The 20581-nt window shown below is 42.4% G+C and carries 20 protein-coding genes; 8 read left to right on the forward strand and 12 right to left on the reverse strand.

All coding sequences use genetic code 11. The annotated features are described in order from the left end of the window. Window positions 1–150: 150 nt before the first annotated feature. Complete coding sequence (locus tag ACIPUA_RS21455) at window positions 151–951, forward strand: nucleotidyltransferase domain-containing protein (protein ID WP_181468734.1); 801 nt, start codon at window positions 151–153, stop codon at window positions 949–951. 357 nt (window positions 952–1308) lie between these two features. Here the strand turns inward: ACIPUA_RS21455 and djlA are convergent, their stop codons facing one another. Next, entirely contained in the window at window positions 1309–2124 is an 816-nt protein-coding gene (gene djlA, locus ACIPUA_RS21460) for a co-chaperone DjlA (protein WP_042846004.1), read from the reverse strand. Between the two features lie 181 nt (window positions 2125–2305). On the opposite strand from djlA, the gene lptD reads away from it, so the two are divergent. From lptD to apaH, 6 genes are all read left to right on the forward strand, one after another. Further along, window positions 2306–4678: an LPS assembly protein LptD gene (gene lptD, locus ACIPUA_RS21465; protein WP_042846392.1), complete on the forward strand. Its 2373-nt coding sequence runs from the start codon at window positions 2306–2308 to the stop codon at window positions 4676–4678. 89 nt (window positions 4679–4767) lie between these two features. Continuing rightward, window positions 4768–6150 (forward strand): peptidylprolyl isomerase SurA, encoded by a 1383-nt coding sequence (surA, locus tag ACIPUA_RS21470; RefSeq protein ID WP_071548576.1) that lies wholly within the window; start codon window positions 4768–4770, stop codon window positions 6148–6150. Next, window positions 6131–7126, forward strand: coding sequence for a 4-hydroxythreonine-4-phosphate dehydrogenase PdxA (pdxA, locus tag ACIPUA_RS21475; RefSeq protein WP_042846008.1), 996 nt, complete (start codon window positions 6131–6133; stop codon window positions 7124–7126). Before surA ends, pdxA begins: the two co-directional genes overlap by 20 nt. After that, the gene (gene rsmA / locus ACIPUA_RS21480; protein WP_042846010.1) at window positions 7123–7932 is read left to right on the forward strand and encodes a 16S rRNA (adenine(1518)-N(6)/adenine(1519)-N(6))-dimethyltransferase RsmA; all 810 of its coding nucleotides are present in this window, start codon (window positions 7123–7125) and stop codon (window positions 7930–7932) included. Before pdxA ends, rsmA begins: the two co-directional genes overlap by 4 nt. An 18-nt stretch (window positions 7933–7950) precedes the next feature. Beyond that, window positions 7951–8328, forward strand: coding sequence for a Co2+/Mg2+ efflux protein ApaG (gene apaG, locus ACIPUA_RS21485; RefSeq protein WP_042846012.1), 378 nt, complete (start codon window positions 7951–7953; stop codon window positions 8326–8328). A gap of 2 nt (window positions 8329–8330) precedes the next feature. Beyond that, complete coding sequence (apaH, locus tag ACIPUA_RS21490; RefSeq protein WP_042846014.1) at window positions 8331–9158, forward strand: bis(5'-nucleosyl)-tetraphosphatase (symmetrical) ApaH; 828 nt, start codon at window positions 8331–8333, stop codon at window positions 9156–9158. Window positions 9159–9216: 58 nt separating this feature from the next. On the opposite strand, the gene folA is transcribed toward apaH, so the two are convergent. Continuing rightward, the gene (folA, locus tag ACIPUA_RS21495) at window positions 9217–9711 is read right to left on the reverse strand and encodes a type 3 dihydrofolate reductase (protein ID WP_042846016.1); all 495 of its coding nucleotides are present in this window, start codon (window positions 9709–9711) and stop codon (window positions 9217–9219) included. A 248-nt stretch (window positions 9712–9959) separates the two neighbouring features. On the opposite strand from folA, the gene ACIPUA_RS21500 reads away from it, so the two are divergent. Then, window positions 9960–10574: a LysE family translocator gene (locus ACIPUA_RS21500; RefSeq protein ID WP_042846017.1), complete on the forward strand. Its 615-nt coding sequence runs from the start codon at window positions 9960–9962 to the stop codon at window positions 10572–10574. 253 nt (window positions 10575–10827) lie between these two features. On the opposite strand, the gene ACIPUA_RS21505 is transcribed toward ACIPUA_RS21500, so the two are convergent. The 10 genes from ACIPUA_RS21505 to ACIPUA_RS21550 all read right to left on the reverse strand — a co-directional run bounded on the left by ACIPUA_RS21505 (window position 10828) and on the right by ACIPUA_RS21550 (window position 20557). Next, window positions 10828–11271: a GNAT family N-acetyltransferase gene (locus tag ACIPUA_RS21505; protein WP_048606288.1), complete on the reverse strand. Its 444-nt coding sequence runs from the start codon at window positions 11269–11271 to the stop codon at window positions 10828–10830. Between the two features lie 134 nt (window positions 11272–11405). Continuing rightward, window positions 11406–12812, reverse strand: a complete 1407-nt coding sequence (ftsP, locus tag ACIPUA_RS21510) for a cell division protein FtsP (RefSeq protein WP_048606286.1) — start codon at window positions 12810–12812, stop codon at window positions 11406–11408. 355 nt (window positions 12813–13167) lie between these two features. Beyond that, on the reverse strand, window positions 13168–13905 hold the full coding sequence (locus tag ACIPUA_RS21515) for a 1-acylglycerol-3-phosphate O-acyltransferase (RefSeq protein WP_042846393.1): 738 nt from the start codon (window positions 13903–13905) through the stop codon (window positions 13168–13170). A 113-nt stretch (window positions 13906–14018) separates the two neighbouring features. After that, window positions 14019–16274 (reverse strand): DNA topoisomerase IV subunit A, encoded by a 2256-nt coding sequence (parC, locus tag ACIPUA_RS21520; protein WP_105880881.1) that lies wholly within the window; start codon window positions 16272–16274, stop codon window positions 14019–14021. 39 nt (window positions 16275–16313) lie between these two features. After that, on the reverse strand, window positions 16314–18209 hold the full coding sequence (gene parE, locus ACIPUA_RS21525) for a DNA topoisomerase IV subunit B (RefSeq protein WP_042846024.1): 1896 nt from the start codon (window positions 18207–18209) through the stop codon (window positions 16314–16316). Between the two features lie 88 nt (window positions 18210–18297). Further along, window positions 18298–18879 carry an esterase YqiA gene (gene yqiA / locus ACIPUA_RS21530; RefSeq protein ID WP_449060126.1) on the reverse strand — a complete coding sequence of 194 codons (582 nt, stop codon included), beginning with the start codon at window positions 18877–18879 and terminating at the stop codon, window positions 18298–18300. Window positions 18880–18886: 7 nt separating this feature from the next. After that, window positions 18887–19726, reverse strand: a complete 840-nt coding sequence (gene cpdA / locus ACIPUA_RS21535) for a 3',5'-cyclic-AMP phosphodiesterase (RefSeq protein WP_042846027.1) — start codon at window positions 19724–19726, stop codon at window positions 18887–18889. 322 nt (window positions 19727–20048) lie between these two features. Then, on the reverse strand, window positions 20049–20195 hold the full coding sequence (locus ACIPUA_RS21540) for a hypothetical protein (RefSeq protein WP_449060127.1): 147 nt from the start codon (window positions 20193–20195) through the stop codon (window positions 20049–20051). Between the two features lie 34 nt (window positions 20196–20229). Then, on the reverse strand, window positions 20230–20376 hold the full coding sequence (locus ACIPUA_RS21545; RefSeq protein WP_449060127.1) for a hypothetical protein: 147 nt from the start codon (window positions 20374–20376) through the stop codon (window positions 20230–20232). Window positions 20377–20410: 34 nt separating this feature from the next. Next, complete coding sequence (locus tag ACIPUA_RS21550) at window positions 20411–20557, reverse strand: hypothetical protein (protein ID WP_449060127.1); 147 nt, start codon at window positions 20555–20557, stop codon at window positions 20411–20413. Between the last annotated feature and the right edge of the window lie 24 nt (window positions 20558–20581).

The raw sequence follows: 20581 nt of genomic DNA on the forward strand, positions 1-20581 counted from the left end.
ACAAAATAAACAGTGTAGGGCTATACAGAAGAATTTATCGCTTAAGAAAAACTCTCCAAAGAGATGACTACGCCTTACAAAATATCTAGCCTAAATATATAGAACTCGTTAAGCTGTAATGCTTTGTGTTTTTTGTGAACAGGAAAAAATATGCTAAGTATGTTACCCGATTTACACAGAATTTTTACAGAGCAGCTCAAGCTAAAATTACAGTCTGACTCGCGGATCCACTCCCTTCTCGCTGGTGGCTCGATTATCCATGGCGGATTTGATAAATACTCCGACTTGGATTTTGTCGTTGTGGTAGACACTCTCTACTACGACGAAATAATGGCACAGCGCTTTGTGTTCGCTGGGACACTGGGGCATCTGCTGCATGCTTTCACTGGGGAGCATGTCGGAGAACCTCGCCTACTTATATGCCTGTATGGCCCTGAACTCCTCCATGTCGACCTAAAATTTGTCACAATGGAAATGCTCACTCAACGTGTCGAAGAGCCAGCGGTATTATTTACCCGTGATAACCGCGCTTTAGAGCGACAGCTAGCAAAATGTAGTGCTCACTGGCCTAATATGACGCCAGAGTGGTTTGAGTCCCGAGCTTGGATCTGGCTTCATTATGCAGTGACTAAACTGGGAAGGGGCGAACTCTTTGAAGCGATTGGTATGCTGTCATTTTTCCGGGAGCAAGTGCTGGGGCCTATGCTGAACCGCCGTGCTAATCTACCTCAACGTGGGGTTCGCCGCATTGAGCTCCACAATATTGATCCTGAAAATCTGCTACCGCCCACGCTGGCAACGCACGACCATAACGCCGTTAGCATTGCAATAAAAAAGGCTATTAACGCTTACATCAATCTGCGAGCTGATGCTCTGCCTGAAAATATCGCAGATGATGCAGCACGACACGCGCTCCTTGCCATGCTGGAAGAGTACTCTAATATAGTTTAAGTCCATACTTCCTGTCTCTTACACTTTAATCACGTAAGCGACCAGAAAGTGTAATCACTATCCAAATCACGGGATGGACGTCTAGACCTTAAATGGTTCTATAAGGACAAATCCATCCTGATTCAAATGCAACGTTTGCACCTCGCTCAAAGTGGCTATCACACCAACTGAAAAATGGGCTTAACATAGGATGTTTTCCGTTTTCTAGGCGAACCTTGTTAATGGCTTTTACGAGTTATACGTTTGAAAATACTAAAAAACTTGCCAGCGCTGCTATATTAGATGCCCCTGTGGGATACCTAGTAACACTATCTGCCGCAGCCAACAATGCTGCGACGCAAAATATAACGGGGAAATTTATTTGAAGCCCAGCTCCTTCTTGACTAGGTCATAAGCCGCTTGAATTGATTGGGCTTTTTGTTTAGCAATTTCCATCATTTCAGGGGGTAAACCTTTCGCCACCAGCTTATCTGGGTGATGTTCACTCATTAATTTACGGTAAGCACGTTTAATTTTTGTAGGGTCATCGCTAGGAGACACACCAAGCACTTTACAGGCATCTTCTAAGGTTGGGCCATTAGATTGTTGATAATAGCCCCCAGATTGCTGCTGAGAGTACCCTTGGCCAAATTGGCGACCACTTTGAATCATATCTAAGAACTGCTCAAATTGGGCTTTTGAAATCCCTAACTCTTCCGCGATAATAAACAACACTTTTCTTTCATTCGGATGCAACTGCCCATCCGCAAAAGCGGCTTGTAATTGAATTTCCAGAAACATCTGAATTAAGTCAAAACGACCATAGCAGGCCATACGTAATTGCTTTAATACATCACGTAATGGGAAGTCAGGAGATTTACCTTCTCTAAATGCCTGTTGGGCAGCTTTTCGGGTCTCTCCATGCAATTGCATTCTATCCATCAAATTTGATGCAAGCTGAATATCTGTCTCAGTTACACGGCCTTTCGACTTCGTTAAATGACCTAAAATTTGGAAGGTACTCGCAAAGAAAATGATTTGCCGATCACGTTTGTTCATCGCCCCAGCGAACTTACGTTGTATCGATGCTTTATCAAAACCGTGCCCAATAATTAGCCCTACTAGCGCCCCCCAAAAGCCCAATCCAGAGACGATTGCGAGTACAACGCCAATAATTTTACCCCAATAGTGCATATATCCCTCAATTCTTCAATGCTCAGAATGCAATTTTGCATTATCATACTATTCATTCTGCTCTATGCATAACTACCCGCGCGTAAAGTTTTTTACATTATACTGGCGCAAAGTGGTTGGCTAAGTTAGTCTTTGAGCGTTTGCTGGCTGTGCCAATTATGACGGAACCGCATATTTAATGATGAAAAAAAGCTATCCAACACTACTTGCCACCATGGTATGGGCGGCAATTTATAGTCAGCAAGCACATGCTGACCTTGCACAGCAGTGTATGCTGGGTGTCCCTGTATATACAAAACCTATTGTAAAGGGTGACCCCAACAACCTGCCTATTCACATAACTGCTGAAGATGTCCGTGGCGAATACCCTAATTTTGTTGAATATGACGGTAATGTCGATATTCAACAAGGGAACCAGACATTAACCGCTGATAACGTCAAACTCACCCAAACAGAAACGGCGGGTGAGCCTCCTGTACGTGAAGTGACCGCAACCGGTAATGTTCATTACGATGATCCGCAAATTATCTTAAAAGGCCCTTCAGCATGGTCGAATTTAGATAACAAAAATACCGATGTAAATGATGGTAACTACATGATGGTAGGCCGTCAGGGACGTGGTGACGCAACAAAAATGAAGATGCGTGATGAAAACCGTTATTCCATTATGGAAAATGGGACTTTCACCACCTGCTTACCCGGCAATAATAGCTGGAGCGTTGCTGGTTCAGAAGTAATTATCGACCGAGAAGAAGAAGTCGCTGAAATTTGGCATGCGCGCTTTAAAGTTGGTGATGTGCCAATTTTTTATAGCCCATATATGCAGTTGCCTATTGGTAACAAGCGTCGTTCCGGTTTCTTAATTCCAACAGGTAGCTATTCAACTAATGACGGTTTAGAGTTTTCTTTACCTTATTATTGGAATATTGCACCGAACTACGATGCAACTATCACCCCACAGTTTATGACACACCGTGGTGTTAAGTTAAATAATGAATTCCGTTATCTAATAACACCAGGAACAGGTACCGTTGCATTTGACTTTCTGAAGCATGACAGAGCCTACAGTAAAGATAAAGAACGTGGTAAACGTGAAAAGCGTGACAGCGATGACCGCTGGTTATTCTACTGGCGCCATTCAGGTACCTATGCAGGGCATTGGAATTTTAGCTCAGACTATACCAAAGTAAGCGACCCAAGCTACTTTACAGATTTTAGTTCCCAATACGGTAGTACCACTGATGGTTATGCCACCCAAAAATTCAGTGCCGGTTATTCAGATACTAACTGGAATGCTAAAGTTACCCATAAGCAGTTCCAGATCTTTGCTGATAACCCAAACAAACGCGCATATAAAGCGGAGCCGCAAGTTGACTTTAATTATTATAAAAATAATTTAGGCGCTTTCGATTTTCATACCTATGCGCAAGCGGCTCGTTTTACTAGTGTGGGTAAAAACAACCCTGATGCAACACGTTTACACTTCGAACCTGAGGTGAACCTGCCATTATCAAATGGCTGGGCAAATATGAACAATAGCATTAAATTGTATGCTACCCATTACGACCAAGACATACCCCGCTCTAATACTGATAAAAATTTAGAGAAAAATGTAAGCCGTGTTCTCCCAATGTTCAAAAGTGACGCAAAAGTCGTTTTTGAGCGCGACCTCTACCAAGGAAGCGATTTTATACAAACATTAGAGCCACGCGTACAGTACCTGTATATTCCGTATAAAGATCAGGACAATATCAATAACTTCGATTCCTCATTATTACAATCGGATTACAGCGGTTTGTTCCGTGACAGAATATACAGTGGTCTTGACCGTATAGCCTCAGCAAATCAGCTCACTACGGGTGTTACAACTCGCCTCTATGATGATAGTTTAGCTGAGCGCTTTAATTTCTCCGTTGGGCAAATTTATTATTTCGAACGCCCTCGTGCGGGTGACTCTAACCGCCCAATTGATGATAAAAGTAATACCGGTTCCTTATTATGGGCCACTGATACCATGTGGCGCATCGATGATAATTGGGGAATGCGCGGTGGTTTACAGTATGACCGTCGTCTAGGCAATGTCACTATGGGGAACGCTGTTGCAGAATATCGTTTAGATGCAGATAGATTAGTTCAGTTGAACTACCGTTTTGTTGACCGCGATTATATTCAAGCAACCTTCCGCCGTGATGATGTGGCAAATGGTGGCTACACCTATACCCTACCTGAATATCAACAAGGTATTTCACAGGTAGGTACGGTTGTTAGTTGGCCATTGAATGATCGCTGGGGTTTTGTCGGCTCATATTATTATGATACAAAACAAAAACAATCCGCGAGCCAACTGGTTGGGTTGCAATATAATACCTGTTGTTGGGCAGTCAACCTTGGCTATGAACGTAAGATTGTCGGTTGGCAAAAAGAAAAGTTCAGCAGCGAATATGATAATAAATGGTCAATCAATGTGGAACTTAGAGGCCTAAATAACAATCATAGTTTAGGTAGTCAGGAAATGTTGAGCCGAGGTATTATGCCTTATCAACGTGCTTTCTGATAACAAATAGCATCGTTTATTCTGAATAATTTGAGATGCATTTACTCTAAATACTTCGAGGTGCAGTCAACAACACTACAACTCGAAGTATGGCGAGTAAACACGTATTAGCCCGCATTTTGCGGAATCAAAGTCAATATTATAGGACCATTATGAAGAATTGGAGAACGCTTATTCTGGGACTGATGTTCGCAAGCTCTGCTGCCTTGGCTGCGCCGCAGCAAATGGATAAAGTGGCTGCGGTCGTCAACAACGGAGTTGTGCTGGAAAGTGACGTCCAGAATATGATCAATACGGTAAAAGTGAACGCTCAGAACGCACGCCAACAGGTGCCTGATGATCAAACCCTGCGTCATCAGATCCTTGAGCGTCTAGTTATGGATAACATCATCTTGCAGATGGCTAACCAGATGCAGATAAACATTCCAGAAGAAGCCGTGAATGCGACCATCGCTGATATTGCTCGCCAGAACGGTTTAACTCTGGAGCAAATGCAAAAGCGTTTAACTGCTGATGGCATCAATATGGCTCAATATCGCAGTGAAATTCGTAAAGAGATGCTGATCGCTGAAGTGCGTAATAATGAAGTACGCCGTCGTGTGACAATTTTACCGCAAGAAGTTGATTCTCTTGCTGAACAAATGAGCTCACAAGCAAACTACGAAATGGGGGTTAATCTCAGCCATATCTTAATCCCATTATCCGAGAACCCAACTCAAGAGCAATTAAAAACAGCGGAAGCGTTAGTAGACAAAATCTTAACTGAACTAAAAAAAGGTGGGGATTTTGGTAAATTAGCGATTGCCTACTCAGCAGACCCGCAAGCGCTGAAAGGCGGCAATATGGGTTGGTCACGTTTACAAGAATTGCCAGTTGTCTTTGCTGAACAATTAAAAAATGCGAAAAAAGGCAATATTGTCGGCCCAATTCGCTCTGGTGTTGGTTTCCATATTTTGCGCGTAAATGATGTCAGTGGTGGTAGCCAACCGATTTCTGTAACAGAAGTAAAAGCACGCCATATTTTGATTAAATCATCTCCAATTATGGATGATACTCAAGCTAGACAGAAACTAGTGAAAATAGCCCAAGATATCCGTTCTGGCGCAATCACATTTGAAGATGCGGCAAAAGAGAATTCAGAAGACCCAGGTAGCGCCTTAAAAGGCGGTGAATTGGGTTGGAACATGCCGGATATCTATGACCCAGCATTCCGTGATGCTCTGATGAAATTAAACAAAGGTGAATTAAGCCAACCTGTTCCTTCAAGTTTTGGCTGGCACTTAATTCAATTAGAAGATACACGTAAGGTAGATAAAACAGATGCGGCACAAAAAGACCAAGCGTACCGCCTACTGTTTAACCGTAAATTTAATGAAGAAGCGCAAAGCTGGATGCAAGAGCAGCGGGCTTCTGCTTACGTAAAAGTCATCGATGGTCGTGACAACCAATCTAATGATGAAAAATCTAATTAAGCCTATTGTTATCACCCCCGGTGAACCTGCCGGGGTTGGTCCAGATTTGCTAATCCAACTCGCTCAGCAGGCATGGCCTGTTGAGTTAGTTGCATGCGCTGATCCAAACTTACTTCTTGAACGCGCTAAAACGTTAAACTTACCACTCACTCTGACCGAATATGAATCAAGTAAGGCAGTAAAAGCCCATACTCCAGGTCATCTATCCATTATACCCGTTGACTTAAATACCCCGGCGAAAGCAGGCGTACTCAATGTGGCCAATGGTAGTTATGTGGTTGACACATTAGCACAAGCCTGTGATGGCTGTTTAAAGGGTGAATTTTCAGCGATTGTAACGGGGCCAGTGCATAAGGGCATTATTAATGATGCCGGTGTTCCCTTTAGTGGTCACACCGAGTTTTTTGCAGAACGTAGTGGTTGTGAGCGGGTCGTTATGATGCTAGCAACCGAAGAGCTTCGTGTTGCCTTAGCCACCACACACCTACCACTTAAAGATGTTTCAGGTGCCATCACGCAACAAAGTCTACGTGAAGTGATCACCATCTTACATCATGATTTACAAACAAAATTCGGTATTGAAAAACCTACAATCTATGTTTGTGGCTTAAACCCACATGCAGGTGAAGGTGGCCATATGGGTACCGAAGAAATTGACACCATCGAACCCGCACTTGAAAGCTTACGTGTAGAGGGGGTTCATCTCGTTGGGCCATTACCCGCGGATACCCTTTTCCAACCTAAGTATTTAGATCACGCAGATGCAGTTTTAGCAATGTATCATGATCAGGGTCTTCCTGTGTTAAAATACCAAGGTTTCGGCAGAGCGGTGAATATTACCCTCGGTCTGCCTTTTATCCGTACCTCTGTCGATCATGGCACTGCGCTTGAACTCGCGGGGACGGGTCATGCTGATGCGGGGAGTTTTATCACCGCATTAAAGTTAGCTATCCAAATGACATCTAAAAATACATGAATAATCGAGTCCATCAGGGGCACTTTGCCCGCAAACGTTTCGGGCAGAACTTTTTAACTGACCAGTTTATTATTGACAGCATCGTAGATGCAATGAACCCGAAACCGGGCCAATCCATTGTCGAAATTGGCCCTGGCTTAGGTGCCTTAACAGAACCGGTTGGTAGCCGAATCGACAAAATGACCGTCGTTGAACTCGACCGTGATCTCGCGGCACGGTTACACGTCCATCCGCAACTAAAAGATAAACTCACTATCATTCAGCAAGATGCGATGACTGTGGATTTCGGCGAGCTAGCAAAACAAGCAGGTCAACCCCTGCGGGTATTTGGTAACTTACCCTACAATATTTCTACCCCATTGATGTTCCACCTATTTACCTTTACTAACTCGATTGCAGATATGAATTTCATGCTGCAAAAAGAAGTGGTTAATCGGCTGGTAGCAGGCCCTGGGAGTAAGGCTTATGGTCGTTTAAGTGTCATGGCGCAATATTATTGCCATGTGGTTCCAGTACTCGAAGTGCCGCCAACAGCATTTACTCCAGCACCAAAAGTAGATTCTGCGATTGTGAGGTTAATCCCTCATCGTGAAAACCCTTATCCAGTAAAAGATATTAAATTCTTAAGTCGTATTACTACCCAAGCTTTTAACCAACGCCGTAAAACGATCCGCAATAGCTTAGGGGATTTATTTAGTGTTGAAGAGTTAACCAATTTGGGTGTTGACTTAGGTACCCGTGCAGAAAATATTTCTGTTGAACAATATTGCAAAATGGCAAACTATCTTTCTAACCGGTCAGAATAGTCTGTTGAAGGAGGCACTATGCTTAATGAACCAAATGTAAGCATCCAAGTTCAGAGTGTCTACATCGAAAGCCAATCTCAACCCGATATTGCAAGGTATGTGTTCGCTTATACCATCTGTATTCGCAATTTAGGGCGAGAACCCATCCAATTAATGAGCCGCTATTGGCTCATTACTAACAGTGATGGCCATAAAACTGAAGTTCAAGGTGAAGGCGTGGTGGGTGAACAACCCGTCATTCCTCCTGGAAAAGAATATCGTTACACCAGTGGTGCAATTCTTGAAACACCAATGGGAACGATGGAAGGTTATTACGTGATGCTAAGCACTCAAGGGGACCATTTTCACGTTGATATCCCCGCTTTTCGTCTTGCAATTCCAACATTGATTAATTAATTATGTCGACATATTTAGTAGGTGATATCCACGGTTGCTATCGTGAACTTCGTGAACTAATGGACAGGGTCAATTTTGATCCAAACCAAGACACATTATGGCTTACTGGTGACTTGGTTGCCCGAGGTTCTGGGTCACTGCAAGTTTTACGTTATGTTAAAAGTTTAGGTCCCGCGGTGCGTTTGGTTCTCGGTAACCATGATCTCCATCTTCTCGGGATCTACTGTAAAATTAGTCGTAATAAACCTAAAGATCACCTTGATGAATTATTGCATGCCCCTGATCTAGACGAACTAATCAATTGGCTACGTCGTCAACCTTTATTGCAAATTGATGAAGAAAGAAAAATAGTGATGACGCATGCAGGTATAACGCCACAGTGGGATATTGAAACCGCACGGATGTGCGCTAGGGAAGTCGAAGCCGTCCTTTCCAGTGATGCTTACCCGCTATTTATCGATTCAATGTATGGCGATATGCCAAATAATTGGTCGAGTAGTTTAATGGGGTTAGCACGCTTACGTTTTAGTACCAATGCTCTCACACGTTTACGCTACTGCTTCCCGAATGGGCAGCTTGATATGATTTGCAAAGAAAACCCTAAAAAAGCGCCCGCACCATTAAAACCTTGGTTTGATTTACCAAGTCAAATTCCTGAGGATTATTCGGTGTTCTTTGGCCATTGGGCATCCCTTGAAGGGAAATGTACACCAGATAACGTTTATGCTTTAGATACTGGCTGCTGCTGGGGTGGTGACCTAACCTTATACCACTGGGAAACAAAACAATTTTATCGCCAAAAATCACACCAAAAAAGCCGTAAAGAATAGTTTTGGCTCTATTAAAAACAAAATGGCGCATTAAGCGCCATTTTTGTGAAATGAAAATTTAAACTCTTTTGGTTAGTATCTCAAAACAATAGCCGTGCGTATTGTTTTCATCCGCTTCGTGATATTCGGTAAAAATCGAATCCCATTCATCTGGCTCATAAACTGGGAAATGAGTATCCCCAATGACTTCTGCATCAACATGAGTCAGGTATAATTTATTCGCTAGAGGTAAAAACTGCTGGTAAACCTTACCGCCACCAATCACCATGATTTCCTCAACATTCTCTACCGCTTGTGCAGCAGCTAGCGCTTCTTCCATAGAGGTCACCCAAACAACGTTAGAGTCTGCCCCTGGCTGGCTAGTTAATACGATGTTGACGCGTTGTGGTAATGGACGCCCGATTGATTCATAGGTGACACGCCCCATAATAACAGGCCTATTTAACGTATTTCGTTTGAACCACGCAAGATCACCGGGCAAATTCCAAGGCATCGCTTTTTCCATGCCGATAACCTGATCGATCGCCATTGCTGCGATTAAGCTAATATTCATCTACTCACCTTAGAAACTAATATAAAAATTGAGCACACTATACGGAAAGAGAATTGCTTCGTCGACTAAATTTAAGCTTCCTTAAACAGGTTTGAATCACTTATACTCGAATTGATAAATTTAGGACTAAAAATAACATTTAAAAACAAAAGAGATACCTCATCCTGCCTCAATTTACGGGTATTTAGCAAGGTATTGCAAATTCTAAAAATTGGGTTAGTAAGGGGCTATAGAAAAGAGAATATCCCATGTACGAAACCAGTATTATGATTGCCACCATAGCAACCCTAGGGATGCTATCGCCAGGTCCTGACTTCTTTTTAATTGTTAAAAATGCCGCACGATACCAACGTTCAGCGGCTCTCATGACAGCCTTTGGTGTTATTGCTGCAATTGCATTACATATGACTTACTGTGTCGCAGGCCTTGCAGTGCTCATTACCACCACCCCTTGGTTATTTAACATTTTAAAGTATGCAGGTGCAGCGTACTTAATTTGGATTGGTATTAAAAGCCTACTGCCACATTCAAGTCATTTAGTTGATTTAAATACTCGTAAACATGAGATTGTCTCGTTCAAAAAAGCCTTTATGCAAGGCTTTCTCTGTAATGTCCTGAACCCGAAAGCAACCCTTTTCTTCCTTGCTGTGTTTACTCAAGTATTGGACATCAATTCAACTGTTGGCGAAAAACTATGGTTTGCTTTTATTATTTGGGGGCTCGCCGTTATTTATTGGCCAATTTTAGTCTTTTTAATTCAAAGTGCCCCAGTTAGAAAAGGGTTAGCGAAAGTGCAAAAATATGTTGATAAAGTGCTGGGAGTTATTTTAATTGCTTTTGGAGTTCGCGTAGCGCTTAGTTAGTTCATTAAGATAAAATGCAAAAAACAATAGCCTAATTTATCTGTCTATACTGTTTATTGATTAACGATAGCTTATAAATTCCTTTCCTTTTTCAAAGGAACACAAATTCAATTTCTGATGACTTCCACTCTATTTAATAGGGTGGGAGACCCTTCGTACTATTAAAACGGCATAACTTTGTGTTACCGAATAAATTATTCTTTGATAGTTCAAGATAAAAAAGAGCCGCAATTTCCATGCGGCTCGCTGATTTTTAAACTAAGCAATACTGAGCTAAATTCTCCCCCCAATCTGCTAAGCCTTGGGAAACAAACCCTGTGCTTTGATAAAAATAGTGCGCAGTATTATTTTCTGAATGATAACCAACCATCAAAAAGGGAATATTCGCTGTATTTTCCTGCTGAATATCCGCTATCAACAAAGCCATTGCCTGCTTTGCATAGCCCTTACCTTGATGTTTTTCATCAATCATAAAACGATAAATCCAGTAATTACCATCATCGGGGTCAATACCATACATTAACATCCCAATCATCTCATCACGATGGCATATCCCTTTCACGACAAACCCCGTTAGAAATTGCACTTCAGCAATAGAATAAAGGTTCGACGCAATAAATGCGGATTGCGCTGGTGAAACCTGTAAATCTGCGCACTCTTCCCAATTTTCAGGGGTTAAAACAACCAATGTTACCATTAACTTCTCCTAGTGTTAGAGAAGCAAATACCTCTCTAACTAATGATTATTATACAATTTAACGCTCTAGCTCTTGTGTTTGGCATAATAACCTCCTTAATAGTTCTTATTGATGACATTGCTATTTCATTTAACTACTCTTGTGGTGAAACCACCAACTGACCCGCTGAACCTAAATCCGCTTTTTCCAAATTTTGGCTATAGAATAAGAATGGAAAATGGTTATACGAAGGTTGCATCATTTGAACTAACAACTCGGTACGACCATCTACCCATACGGTGTCTTTCCAACCATAATCTTCAGGCGGAGTCGGTTGACCATTGCGGTTCAGCACTTTAAACCTCACACCTTCAATATGAAACGCTTGCGGAACATTTGTTGTAATAACCCAACGTTCCCAATTTCCTTGACGGCTTGTCATATCGACTCTATTAGTATCAAGAACCGCATTATTAATACCAAAGCCGTCATTAAGGTGGATTTCACGTTGCATTATACTGGATGTAACTTGCGTTTTGTCTTCAGCTAATTGCGTTGGTAAGCCATCAGTCACTAACGACATTAAGCCTGTGGCTTTAATCGTCAACACATTAGTAGAGATTAGGCTATTTGACGGCTCAAATAACCCTTTTACTCGGTCCATAAATGTTGCAGACTCGCCTGCTGTGATGGTCAACTCTTGAGTTTTCGCCATGTCAATCAGCACTTCTCGCCTTTCACCTGGGGCGAGTGGTAATGCTTGAACATTAACAGGCACAGTGAGTAAGCCTTGGTCTGATGCGATCATCGAAAATGGGCGACCATCACTAATTTTCATTACATAATGACGTGAATTCGATGCATTTAACAACCGTAAACGCACCCATCCGCGAGAAACTTCGACATACGGGTCCTGAACACCATTAACTAATAAGGTATCGCCAAGAAAACCGTCTTCGCTCGCTTTATATTCAGGCACACCAAAGTTATCTAGCCGCTTGTCTTGAATAATAATAGGAAAATCATCGACACCATAGTGCTTAGGCAAACGCAAATTTTTAGTCACATCATCTTCTATGATCCACATGCCTAATAACCCATTGTGGACTTGTTCACCCATTTTTCCTTGGGTATTTGCATGATACCAAAGTGTCGCTGCATTTTGACGAATAGGGATCACGGGGGACCAATCTGCATTTGGTGAAATCAGCCTTGCAGCCCCACCGATCTGAGTCCCCGGGATTTGTAACCCACTGATGGTCATTGAAACAGCTTCAGGTAATCTATTGCTATAAATTAGCTTTAAATCATCACCATTTTTGACTCTTATCGTTGGTCCTGGTGAAGAACCATTGATTCCCCAAATATCGGCTGAGTATTTCCCATCAAAAGACCAATGGATTTTTTGTAATGTCAAAAAGAGTGGCTGACCAGACCGAGATTCTAATAACGGTGGCACAGGTAAAGCTATCGCCCCCTCTGCGCTTACATTCATTGGCACATAGGACATACATAGAGCCAACCCTGCCGCTACAAGGGTTTGGCATCGATTGAATGACATAAATTCTCCGCTAAACAAAAATTCCAGCGCATTTTATTATTTAATATTAGAAACTTTCAGCCAATAATGCGGCTAATTTTGAATTGGCGCTAGTAAAATAACTACTTAGATACAACAATATAGTACCGTAATATTATGTCAGCCATGATATCGCGAAAAAAGGGGAAATTCTAAAAATATCTTCTAATATATAAAAATATAATTAATAGCTTTACAAGTAGTAGGGTTAATTAATTAAAAAGGAAAAAATTATACGAAATGCGATTCAAGTTTGATGAGCAAACTCGGTTTTGGATAATAATGCGGGCAATAATTTTTACTGACCGCATTATTGAATATTAGGCTTAATAACGCACTATTTTTGGGATTGCTTCGCCATTTCAGCGACTTCTAAATCTAACTCTTTTATTTTAGCTTCCATTAAGGAATGGCAGAGTTCTGACAGTTCGCGAACCTGTTCACGGCTATACACTGACGTATCGATAGGGTCTAGCATCTCAATGATCACATTGCCGTTATTCCAACGGTTTAGTTTAATCTTGCCTTGCGTACTAGAAACACAGACTGGCACGATAGGTACCCCAGCAGCGATAGCAGCATGAAATGCCCCCGTTTTAAAAGGCAATAGACCGCGCCCACGGCTGCGCGTCCCTTCTGGAAACATCCACACTGAAATTTTACGTTTTTTTATCTGATCCGCCACTTGAGTAATCGTATTATGTGCTTTAGAACGATTAGCGCGGTCAATTAGAATATTGCCAGTGATCCAATATAAAAAACCGAAAAATGGAATATAAACTAAACTTTTTTTGCCCACTGTTACCGTTCTTGGCTGCACACCATTTGACATGGTCACCATATCGTAATTGTTTTGGTGATTACCAATATAAATGCTTGGGCCATAGCTTTTGGCTTTTTCAGGGACACGGTTGATCACGTTAATCCCAAAAACTACAGATAACCGACCAAACATATGGCCAAACGTCATCACATGTTTTGGATTGCGTGGGCTAAATAGACAGTAAATACCGCCCCCGATACAAACAGCAAGCGTGTAGATAATAACTATAATCGCTCTAATCAGCGCTAACATACTAACCCCAAATTCAACGGGGCCATACAGCCCCAATCTATTAATATCACCCACTTATTCACCAATCAAATCTGACTGAGCAGTGAATAAATAGGAATTTATTACTTAACTAATTATTCAGCACCTAAAGGCTCAATATCAATACGTTCAATATTGTGCATTCCTCGCGGCAAGGAGGTCCCTTTGCGGCCGCGCTCTGAACGATATTTTTGCAGATCTTCAGCTTTAAATTTCAATTTTCGCTTACCAAAATGCAAAGTCATTGATGCACCTGTAGGTAAAATCATAAGCCAAGTCAACAAATCATCACCACTTGCAGCTTGAGCGCCAGCTATGTTGATAATTTTATTCCCTTTACCTTTCGACAGCTGTGGTAAATCTGAAACAGGGAATATTAACATACGCCCTGCTTTGGTTATTGCCAACAGCAAATCTTCTTGTTCATTATGTAGCTCAATGGGGGCTAACACTTTTGCGTTATCTGGTAACGAAATTAAAGCCTTACCTGCTTTGTTTTTGGTTACTAGGTCATTGAAAGTACAAATAAAGCCGTAACCAGCATCAGACGCCATCAAATATTTTTGCTCTTCAGGTGCCATTAACACATGTTCAATGGTTGCACCTGGTGGCAATGACAGTTTCCCTGTTAATGGCTCGCCTTGACTACGCGCTGATGGTAGTTCAAGCGGGTCAACAGAATAACTACGCCCTGTTGAATCAAGGAATACTGCGGCTTGGTTCGATTTGCCTCGAGCTGCGCCTTTAAAACCATCGCCAGCTTTGTAATTGAGGTTCGTCGGCTCTATATCATGGCCCTTAGCACTACGTACCCAGCCCATATCAGAAAGCACAACGGTAATAGGCTCTGAAGGGAGAATTTCATGCTCACTCATGGCCTTAGCTTCTTCACGCTCATGTAATGGTGAGCGGCGATCATCGCCATAAGCTTTAGCATCAGCCTGAATTTCTTTTTTAATTAAGGTATTTAATTTACGCTCTGACCCTAAGATACCTTGTAACTCATCACGTTCTTTTGCTAATTCATCTTGCTCACCACGGATCTTCATTTCTTCAAGCTTCGCTAAATGACGTAGTTTTAACTCTAAAATAGCTTCTGCTTGTGTATCCGTAATATTAAAGCGAGACATTAGGACAGCCTTTGGCTCGTCCTCTGTACGAATAATTTCAATAACTTCATCAATGTTAAGGTAAGCGATTAATAAACCATCTAAAATATGTAAACGCCTTAACACTTTGTCTAAACGGTGATTTAATCGATTACGAACTGTTTGGCGACGATAAGTAATCCACTCAGTTAAAATTTCAACTAACCCTTTAACTGAAGGACGATTGTCCAAGCCAATCATATTCAGGTTAACACGATAACTTCTTTCTAAGTCGGTAGTCGCAAATAAATGCGTCATCACTTGGTCAATATCAACACGATTACTACGCGGAACAATAACCAAACGAGTTGGGTTTTCGTGGTCAGATTCATCACGTAAATCTTCAACCATGGGTAGCTTTTTCGCGCGCATTTGGCTAGCAATTTGCTCTAATACTTTCGCGCCAGAAACTTGATGAGGCAACGCTGTTATCACTGCATTGCCGTCTTCTTTTTCCCACACAGCACGCATACGAACAGAACCACGGCCGTTTTGGTAAATTTTACGGATATCACTTTGTGAAGAAATAATTTCAGCTTCGGTCGGGTAATCAGGACCAGGAACAAACGCCATGATATCGTCAAGACCCAGTGTTGGTTTCTCCAACAATGCCACTAGCGCATTTGCCACTTCTCGGGCGTTATGAGGCGGAATATCTGTCGCCATCCCAACTGCAATGCCCGTTGTGCCATTTAATAAAATATTTGGCAGACGCGCCGGTAACATTTTAGGTTCGTTTAACGTACCATCAAAGTTAGGTACCCAATCAACCGTGCCATGAGCTAACTCGCTCAGCAAAACTTCCGCATACTTTGATAAGCGCGATTCGGTATAACGCATTGCTGCAAACGATTTAGGGTCATCCGGTGCCCCCCAGTTCCCTTGCCCGTCCACTAGTGGGTAACGGTAAGAAAACGGTTGAGCCATTAATACCATCGCTTCATAACACGCACTGTCACCATGTGGATGGTATTTACCTAGTACGTCACCGACAGTTCTTGCTGATTTCTTATATTTTGCTGTGTTGCTCAAACCAAGTTCTGACATGGCATACACAATGCGGCGCTGAACAGGTTTAAGCCCATCGCCAATAAAAGGTAATGCCCTATCCATGATGACGTACATCGAATAGTTTAGATAGGCATTTTCAGTAAAGGCATGAAGCGGTAGGCGCTCCACACCATCATGAGTAATTTCACTCATTTAATTAATTCCTTACGCTTTCTCATCGCAATTCGGATGTTAGACATCAATTTCAGCCATATCGCCTTTTTCTTGTAACCAATTACGGCGGTCTTCAGAGCGTTTCTTCGCTAGAAGCATATCCATAACGGCAAGCGTTTCTTGGTAGTTTTCATCATCGATGGTTAACTGAACAAGGCGACGAGTATTTGGATCTAATGTGGTTTCGCGTAATTGTGGTGGGTTCATTTCACCCAACCCTTTAAACCGTTGAACATTCGGTTTACCACGCTTACGGCTAAGACGCTCTAGCACCGCATTTTTTTCGCTTTCATCAAGGGCATAGAAAGTTTCTTTGCCTAAATCGATACGGTACAACGGCGGCATTGCCATATATACATGCCCCGCTTTGACTAAAGTCGGGAAATGGCGCACAAATAAAGCACACAATAACGTTGCGATATGTAAACCATCGGAATCCGCATCCGCAAGAATACAAATTTTACCGTAACGTAGTTGGCTGAGGTCTTCGCTATCAGGGTCAATACCAATTGCCACGGAGATATCATGTACCTCTTGGGAAGCTAAAACTTCGTCAGAAGACACTTCCCATGTGTTTAGGATTTTACCGCGTAATGGCATGATAGCTTGGTATTCACGGTCGCGGGCTTGTTTTGCTGACCCGCCCGCCGAATCCCCTTCGACAAGGAAGAGTTCTGTCATGCTAAGGTCTTGCGAGCTGCAATCTGCCAGTTTACCCGGCAATGCAGGGCCACTGGTTAGCTTCTTACGCACTACTTTTTTCGCCGCACGCATCCGGCGTTGTGCGCTCGATATTGCCATTTCCGCCAGTTGCTCAGCCACTTGCACATTTTGGTTTAACCACAGGCTAAAGGCATCTTTAACAACACCGGAAACAAATGCAGAACATTGACGCGATGAAAGGCGTTCTTTCGTTTGCCCTGCAAATTGAGGGTCTTGCATTTTTACGGAAAGTACATACGTACAGCGTTCCCAGATATCATCCGCCGAAAGCTTAACACCACGAGGTAAAATATTGCGGAATTCACAAAATTCACGCATCGCGTCCAATAACCCTTGGCGTAAACCATTAACGTGGGTTCCACCTTGCGCGGTTGGAATAAGGTTTACATAGCTTTCAGTTAACAATTCACCGCCTTCAGGTAACCATAACAGCGCCCACTGAGCACCTTCAGTTTCCCCTGAGAACTCCCCAGTGAAAGGTTTTGCGGGTAATGCTTCTAGCCCGTCTATGGATTCCATTAAGTAATCAGTTAACCCATCACTGTAACACCAGCTTTGCTCTGTATTATTGAGCTTGTCCTTAAACGTGATTTTCACGCCAGGACATAAAACGGCTTTGGCTTTTAAATTATGAGTTAAACGCGAAACTGAAAATTTTGGGCTATCAAAATAGCTTTCATCTGGCCAAAAATGCACGCTAGTCCCTGTGTTACGCTTGCCACAGGTACCGATTACATGCAAATCTTCTACTTTATCGCCGTTTTCAAAGGCAATTTGATACACTTGGCTATCGCGACGCACTGTAACTTCAATACGTTTTGATAACGCATTGACTACGGAAATACCTACCCCGTGTAGGCCCCCGGAAAACTGGTAACTTTTATTGGAGAATTTCCCCCCCGCGTGCAGCTGCCCTAAAATTAACTCTACGGCTGGCACTTTCATTTCAGGGTGGATATCAACAGGCATACCACGCCCATCATCGATCACCTCAAGGGATTGATCGGCATGTAAAATAACTTCGATGTGCCCCGCATGCCCAGCAAGGGCTTCGTCGACACTATTATCAATTACTTCTTGAGCCAAATGGTTCGGTCGGCTGGTATCAGTATACATCCCCGGACGACGGCGAACAGGCTCCAAACCACTGAGGACTTCAATGGCCTCTGCGTTATAACTAGATTGAGTCATGTTGTCATTCTGCGGTAAATAGGTGGCTAATTGAACTATTCAATCAGTGAGTTACTGTTGATAATAACAGTGTTCATGTGTTTTGACACTATTTCTCTGCCAATTGTAAAAAATGAACAATTTGAGGAAAGTATGCTTCAAAACCAACAAATGCATGATTACCGTCAGGTTCTACAGTCTGTTTACACTTAGAAAGATAGGTAACAGCTTCACGATAATCAAGTACCTCATCCCCCATTTGCTGTAGTAACCAAATAAGATGAGGAGATGTTAACTTTTCAATGTATAAGGATTTTAGCTCATGAATATGTTTGTTTTCCAACACATATTTTTCGTAAGTATAGGGGTTTGTATTCTCCCCTAAATAGTCTTGTAGTAAGTCAAAGGGTCTTACAGCAGGGTTGACCACCACTGCAGGAAGTTGATAACGCTCACTGAGCCAAAGAGAAAAATACCCTCCAAGGGAGGAACCTACTAGGCCAATCTTCCCATGTTTATGTTGTAAGACAATATCTTCTAATATGGCTTGAGCTTGCCGAGGAAAATTCGGTAATTGCGGCACAACCATATTGATATGTGGGTAGTTTGCATCAACCCATTTCTTTAAGCTATTTGCTTTAGCTGATAAAGGTGAGCTATTAAAACCGTGAATATAAAGTAAAGTAGACATAAGGTGATTAATAACCGTCGGAGTCTAAATCAGGACTGAATTCTCTCGTCTCTAAACGATGCACACTCGTTTTGATATGCCTATGCCCTTGTTCATCCACACTGAGTTCCAAATAGCGCCAACCAGGTGCTACGGTATCTAGCGCAAAGTTAGTACAATGTGGTTTGAATTGCACGCAAGTTGAAGGCGTGGCTAACAAACGTATTCCATGCCAAAGCACATCCATTTCTTGATGAATATGCCCACACAGCATGGTTTTAACATTTGGATAGCTTTTTAGGTAATCCGCTAATATGTGCGAATTTCTTAAGCTGTGTTGATCTAGCCATGTACAACCCGAAGGCAATGGATGATGATGTAGCATTACTAACGTTGTACGGTCAGGTTGCGCATCTAAGCTCTGCTTCATCCATTCTAATTGTTGCTCAGAAAGTTCACCATGGGGGACGTCTTGCAATTGGCTATCTAACATTAGAATTTGCCATTCATCGCCAATTAAAATTTGTTTAGCGCTTGAGATACCAGCCACCCTAAGGGTTTCAACCATGGCTGGCGGATAATCATGGTTTCCAGGAAGCCAAACACAAGGCGCAGGAATACGCTCAATACCATCTGCAAAATGTTGATAAGCTTGTGGCGATTGGTCTTGAACCAGATCCCCTGTCGCAACAATCAAATCAATTGGGAGATTTTCTTTTGCAATAGCGCCAAGCACTGCTTGATAGCTATCATAAGTATTTACACCTAAAAGGGTGTTCTCAGTGTTAGCAAAAAGATGCGTATCCGTAACTTGTAAAATTCTCACGATCTTCGAGTTCTTTGCAGTCACTTCAAGCTGGCTGTCCAAAAGTATTCCTTATCCGTAAATATTATTTATGCCTAATTAATTATATTCATTACAACTATACACAAACTCAACACACTGCCGCTTGCTGTAAAATACACCGTAATTATTCTAAAGGGTAATTTGCCAACGCGCCAACTTAGCGCTGTATTACTTTAAATAATTCGAGTGGCAAGCTGAGCTACCCCAAGGAGCATACACCAGTATGTGACTTGGGTAGCGAAGCGCGGCCAACACACTTGCAGCTTGTTGTACTCCTTGCTTTAGTGCGCCTTGCCTCGCTGCAATCACCTTAAAGCATAATTTTTAACTTACTCGAATTACTCTAAATAATTCGAGTTGCAAGAAGGCGGCAAGCTAAGCTATCCCAAGGAGCATACACCAGTATATGACTTGGGTGGCGAAGCGCGGCCAACACACTTGCAGCTTGTTGTACTCCTTGCTTTAGTGCGCCTTGCCTCGCTGCAATCACCTTAAAGCATAATTTTTAACTTACTCGAATTACTCTAAATAATTCGAGTTGCAAGAAGGCGGCAAGCTAAGCTATCCCAAGGAGCATACACCAGTATATGACTTGGGTGGCGAAGCGCGGCCAACACACTTGCAGCTTGTTGTACTCCTTGCTTTAGTGCGCCTTGCCTCGCTGCAATCACCTTAAAGCATAATTTTTAACTTACTCGAATTACTCTAAATAATTCGAGTTGCAAGAAGGCGGCAAGCTAAGCTATCCCAAGGAGCATACACCAGTATATGACTTGGGTGGCGAAGCGCGGCCAACACACTTGCAGCTTGTTGTACTCCTTGCTTTAGTGCGCCTTGCCTCGCTGCAATCACCTTAAAGCATAATTTTTAACTTAC

The organism is Providencia sp. AGC89 (genome assembly GCF_053543535.1).